Raw genomic sequence first — 4,757 nt, 5'->3', positions numbered from 1 at the left:
AAGGGAAGGCTCCTTTTTTGGAAAAAAGGAGCAAAAAACTTTTGTTCCTCTGGTTCGCGGTGGTTTGGAGGGTGGGGGAATGGTTTGGGGGTCGGGGATTTGGTGCCGAAGGATGGTGGGATGCGGAAGGGCATCCCACCCTACGAGGTGCGGGGTTCCGGAGGTTTCACCAGTACGAACCAGAATCAAAGAATTTTTCTTCTGGTTTCCGGGCGTTTCGCTATCGTCCTGCGGCAGTTCCACCCCCCGACCGCGCCGAGCGCGCCCGGTTGTGGTATTCCCGCCGATCACCTCATCCCCGCCGCCGCTCGGTCCGGGCAATCATTATTTCATCCCCGATCGCAAGAGTTTCAAAAATCGCTGATCGGCGGGCGGCGCGTTCGCGCGCGCCAATCGTTAAATTATCGCAACAAATTATCGAAAAGTGGCGCGTCAAGCTGATCGCCCGCGGAAATCCGCCTCGATTGTCCTATTATGTCACACCGCGACCGCAAGCCAATAATCGTGCTTGCAACGACACGGGCTTGACGTATGGTTAGTGTCCCCGGTCGGGGAAAGGCGGGCAACACCGTCGCAAATGTTAATTGTGAGGAGAAACAACCATGTGGACCAAGCCGAAACTCGTTGAAATCGCTGTGGGCACCGAAATCAACTGCTACGCCTGCGCCGACATCGACTGAACAATGAACGGGCGCCGGGGGCGGCGCGTGTCGCGCCCGGCGGATCTTGCCTCGCCATGAAACTGATCATCCTCGGCGCCGCCGCTGGCGGCGGTTTTCCGCAATGGAATTGCGCCTGTGTCAACTGCAGACGTGCCCGTGCGGGCGATAAGGCAGCAAGGCCGCGGACCCAGGCGGCGCTGGCCGTCAGTGCCAACGGCACCGACTATGTCATCATCAATGCCTCGCCCGATCTGCGCCAGCAGATTCTCGCAACCCCTGCCCTGCACCCGCGCACCCCGCCGCGCGACAGCCCGATCGCCGCTGTGGTGCTCACCGGCGGCGATGTCGATTTCACCGCCGGGTTGCTCACGCTGCGTGAGCATCAGCCTTTCGCCCTTTATGCCGGTGTTCGCATCCACGGCCTGCTCGACGCCAACCCGATGTTCCGCGTCCTCGCCGCCGATCAGGTGCCCCGCCGTCGCCTCGAACCCGACCGCCCGACGGCCCTCACCGACGCCGCCGGCCGCGATCTCGGCATCACCATCGAGGCGTTCGCCGTCCCCGGCAAAATCGCCCTTTACGCCGAGGACACGGCCAGCCCCGATCTCGGTTCCGCCGCCGGTGACACGCTGGGGCTGAAAATCACCGGCGCCGACGGTGCCGGTTTCTTCTATATTCCAGCCTGCGCCGCCGTGCCCGAAACCCTGGTGCGCCGCCTGCGCAACGCCCCGCTGCTTCTGTTCGACGGCACGCTCTGGCACGACAATGAAATGATCGATGCCGGGCTGCTGGCCAAAACCGGCGCCCGCATGGGCCATATCAGCGTCAGCGGTCCGGACGGCACGCTGGCCAGCCTCGCGGGGGCATCGATCGGCCGGAAAATCTTCGTCCATGTCAATAACAGCAACCCGATGATCCTCGAGGATTCGCCCGAACGCGAACAGGCCGAACGCGCCGGCTGGATCGTCGCCCATGATGGAATGGAGTTGAGCCTATGACTGTCCTGATGAGCGCCGATGAGCTCGAAGCCGAACTGCGCGCGCTCGGCGCGGCGCGTTATCACAACCGCCATCCGTTCCATCAGCTGTTGCATGGCGGTGCCTTGAACCGGCGCCAGGTCCAGGCCTGGGCGCTGAACCGTTATTGCTATCAGGCGGCGATCCCGATCAAGGACGCCAGCTTGATCGCCCGCGCCGAGGATGCCGATCTTCGTCGCGTATGGCGGCAACGCCTGATCGATCACGACGGATCGGCGGCCGGCGAGGGCGGCATCGCGAAATGGCTCGCCCTGACCGATGGCCTCGGCCTCGATCGTGACATGGTCACCGCCCGCACCCGCGCCTTGCCGGCAACCCGCTTCGCGGTTCAGGCCTATATCGATTTCGTGCGCGACCGGCCCTTGCTCGAGGCCGTCGCCTCGTCGCTGACCGAGATGTTCTCACCCACCATCATTTCCGAGCGAGTCGCCGGCATGCTGGCCGGCTATCGTTTCATCACCAAGGACACGCTGGCCTATTTCAACGCGAGACTCGATCAGGCCCCCCGCGACGCCGATTTCGCGCTCGATTACGTCAAGCGTCACGCCCGCACCCCCGAGCAGCAGCGCGCGGTGATCGCCGCCCTCGGTTTCAAATGCGACGTGCTCTGGGCGCAGCTCGATGCTTTGCACCATGCCTATGTCCTGCCCGGCATGATCCCGCCCGGCGCGTTCGGCCATGGCGGTGTCTGGTCGTGAGCCTGACCGCGGCGAGCATTCCGAAGCTGGCGCGGCACGTGCGATTCCGCTTCGATCCGGCGCGCTTCTGTCATGTTCTGCTCGCCCCCGAACGCGTCATCATGCCCGACCCGATCGCGGTCGCGATTCTGCAGGCCTGCGATGGCGTCGCCAATCTCGGCGCCATCGCGACCCATCTGGCCGCGCAATACGACGCACCGCCCGATGCGGTCTTGGCCGATTGTATCGAGATGCTCGATGATCTGGTCCTGAAAGGCATGATCGCCGCATGAACGAGCTCGCCCCGCCGCTCGCGATGTTGATGGAGCTGACCCATCGCTGCCCGCTGAAATGTCCCTATTGTTCGAACCCGCTGGCGATGGACCGCGCGCGCGACGAGCTGGATACCGCAACCTGGCGGCGCGTGATCACCGAGGCCGCGGCGCTCGGCATTCTGCAAGCCCATTTTTCCGGTGGCGAACCGATGGTGCGCGATGATCTGGCCGTGCTGATCCGCCACGCGCGCGATCACGGGCTCTATACCAACCTGATCACATCGGGCGTCCTGCTCGATGCCCGGCGCATGGCGACATTGGTCGAGGCCGGGCTCGACCATGTGCAGATCAGTTTCCAGGGAGCCGAGGCTGCCACCGCCGATCATGTTGCCGGTCTGCCCCGCGCCCATGAAAAAAAACACGCGGCGGCGCGGCTGGTGCGTGAAGCGGGTCTGGCATTGACCGTGAACGCGGTGATGCATCGCCAGAATCTGCACCAACTCGCCGACATGATCGAACTCGCGGTCGAGTCGGGCGCGCAGCGGATCGAGGTCGCGCATGTGCAATATTACGGCTGGGCCTTGAAAAACCGCGCCGCCCTGATCCCGACCCGCGCGCAACTCGATGAGGCGACGCGCATCGTGACGGCGGCACGGGCGCGGCTGGCGGGAACATTGGTCATCGATTACGTGGTGCCGGATTATTACGCCGCGCGCCCGAAATCCTGCATGGGCGGCTGGGCCAGGCAGTTTTTCAACATCACACCCTCCGGCAAGATGCTCCCCTGCCACGCGGCGGAGACCCTCGATCTGGCGTTCGAGCGTGTCACTGAGCGCAGTGTCGGCGCGATCTGGACCGGCTCACCGGCGTTCGAGGCCTATCGCGGCACCGGATGGATGGCGCCCCCCTGCCGGGGCTGTCCGCGTGCCGAAATCGATTGGGGCGGGTGCCGCTGCCAGGCGCTGGCATTGACCGGAGACGCCGGCGCCACCGATCCGGCTTGTGGCCTTTCGCCGAACCACGCGATGATGGCGGCGCTCGCGACCGCTGAGAGCGCCGCGGCGGCCGATGGTTTCACCTATCGAATGATCTCGTAGAGCGCCACCGCCGCCGCCGCCGATACGTTCAGGCTTTCCATGCCGCCGGGCATCGCCAGCGAGACCAGCTCATCGCATGTCTCGCGGGTGAGCCGCCGCAATCCTTCGCCTTCCGCGCCAAGAACCAACGCCGCCCGCCGGCCGCCGAGCGCGGCACCGGAGAGGCGCGTGGCACCGCCGGCATCGAGGCCCATGACCCACAGATCGGCGGCCTTGAGCGCGATCAGCGCGCGGGCGATGTTGATCGTCCGCAATAAGGGAATCCGTTCGAGCGCGCCCGACGCCGCCTTGGCCAGCGCCCCGCCCTCCTCGGGTGCATTGCGCTCCTGGGCGATCACCAGCGCCGCGCCGAACGCCTGTGCCGAGCGCATAATCGCCCCGACATTGCGCGGATCGGTGATCTGGTCGAGCACCAGCACCGGGCCGGGTCGTTTCAGCGCATCGGCCAACGAGGGATTGGCCAACGGATCGGTCTGCACGGCGATGCCCTGATGGACCACGCCGCGCCCGAGCATTGCGTCGAGCTTGTCGCGCTCGATCCGTTCGCCCGGAATGGCCCAGGGCTTGGGTAACCGGGCGACCAACGCGGCTTCGCCTTCCTCGGTCAGCACCAGCCGGCGCAGACGCCGCGATGGATTGACGAGCGCCGCTTCGACCGGATGAAGTCCGTAGAGCCACAACCCAGATGCCTTACCCGCACTCGGTCGGCGATCACGCTGACTATCCTGACGGGGCCGGTGCTCGGTGCGAGCCCCCTGACCATGTCCTTGGCCATGTCCTTGGCCATGTCCTTGGCCATGTCCCTGTCCCTGGGGGTGGGGTTTGCTTTGCTTGCGAGGCTGATCACGCTGTTCCATCGCCGCTCTCTACTCTGCCCGGCATGGCGTTGACAACGCCGGGACAATCGAAGAATACGGGCGGTGGAAGGGTGCCCGAGTGGCTAAAGGGGGCGGACTGTAAATCCGCTGGCGTACGCCTACGTTGGTTCGAATCCAACCCCTTCCACCAC

Annotated in this window: 7 protein-coding genes and 1 tRNA gene; 7 read left to right on the top strand and 1 reads right to left on the bottom strand. The window is 65.1% G+C overall.

The window, feature by feature from the left end; translation table 11 throughout:
* From ACP5E6_RS16225 to pqqE, 6 genes are all read left to right on the top strand, one after another.
* A partial coding sequence (locus tag ACP5E6_RS16225) for a hypothetical protein (protein ID WP_427955836.1) occupies positions 1 to 441 on the top strand: 441 nt, incomplete at its 5' end.
* A 161-nt stretch (positions 442 to 602) separates the two neighbouring features.
* Entirely contained in the window at positions 603 to 680 is a 78-nt protein-coding gene (gene pqqA, locus ACP5E6_RS16220) for a pyrroloquinoline quinone precursor peptide PqqA (protein ID WP_076454351.1), read from the top strand.
* 56 nt (positions 681 to 736) lie between these two features.
* The gene (gene pqqB, locus ACP5E6_RS16215) at positions 737 to 1,660 is read left to right on the top strand and encodes a pyrroloquinoline quinone biosynthesis protein PqqB (RefSeq protein WP_427955834.1); all 924 of its coding nucleotides are present in this window, start codon (positions 737 to 739) and stop codon (positions 1,658 to 1,660) included.
* Positions 1,657 to 2,397: a pyrroloquinoline-quinone synthase PqqC gene (pqqC, locus tag ACP5E6_RS16210; protein ID WP_427955831.1), complete on the top strand. Its 741-nt coding sequence runs from the start codon at positions 1,657 to 1,659 to the stop codon at positions 2,395 to 2,397. The genes pqqB and pqqC overlap by 4 nt, the downstream gene beginning before the upstream one ends.
* Positions 2,394 to 2,669 (top strand): pyrroloquinoline quinone biosynthesis peptide chaperone PqqD, encoded by a 276-nt coding sequence (gene pqqD, locus ACP5E6_RS16205; RefSeq protein ID WP_427955829.1) that lies wholly within the window; start codon positions 2,394 to 2,396, stop codon positions 2,667 to 2,669. Before pqqC ends, pqqD begins: the two co-directional genes overlap by 4 nt.
* On the top strand, positions 2,666 to 3,748 hold the full coding sequence (gene pqqE / locus ACP5E6_RS16200; RefSeq protein ID WP_427955827.1) for a pyrroloquinoline quinone biosynthesis protein PqqE: 1,083 nt from the start codon (positions 2,666 to 2,668) through the stop codon (positions 3,746 to 3,748). The genes pqqD and pqqE overlap by 4 nt, the downstream gene beginning before the upstream one ends.
* Here pqqE and ACP5E6_RS16195 read toward each other — a convergent pair.
* A complete protein-coding gene (locus ACP5E6_RS16195) occupies positions 3,730 to 4,605 on the bottom strand; it encodes a TrmH family RNA methyltransferase (RefSeq protein ID WP_427955825.1) in 876 nt (291 codons plus the stop codon). The two genes, pqqE and ACP5E6_RS16195, sit on opposite strands and share 19 nt — an antisense overlap.
* Before the next feature lie 65 nt (positions 4,606 to 4,670).
* Here ACP5E6_RS16195 and ACP5E6_RS16190 point away from each other — a divergent pair.
* A tRNA-Tyr gene (locus ACP5E6_RS16190) sits at positions 4,671 to 4,756 on the top strand.
* Position 4,757 lies beyond the last annotated feature (1 nt).

The organism is Acidiphilium sp., from assembly GCF_049977125.1.
GTDB lineage: Bacteria > Pseudomonadota > Alphaproteobacteria > Acetobacterales > Acetobacteraceae > Acidiphilium.
This window is presented reverse-complemented; position numbering and strand designations above follow the sequence as displayed.

Excerpts from the sequence above, each read along its gene's own strand:
- pqqA (WP_076454351.1), top strand. The coding sequence starts at position 603 with ATGTGGACCAAGCCGAAACTCGTTGAAATCGCTGTGGGCACCGAAATC.
- pqqB (WP_427955834.1), top strand. The coding sequence starts at position 737 with ATGAAACTGATCATCCTCGGCGCCGCCGCTGGCGGCGGTTTTCCGCAA.
- pqqC (WP_427955831.1), top strand. The coding sequence starts at position 1,657 with ATGACTGTCCTGATGAGCGCCGATGAGCTCGAAGCCGAACTGCGCGCG.
- pqqE (WP_427955827.1), top strand. The coding sequence starts at position 2,666 with ATGAACGAGCTCGCCCCGCCGCTCGCGATGTTGATGGAGCTGACCCAT.
- ACP5E6_RS16195 (WP_427955825.1), bottom strand. The coding sequence starts at position 4,605 with ATGGAACAGCGTGATCAGCCTCGCAAGCAAAGCAAACCCCACCCCCAG.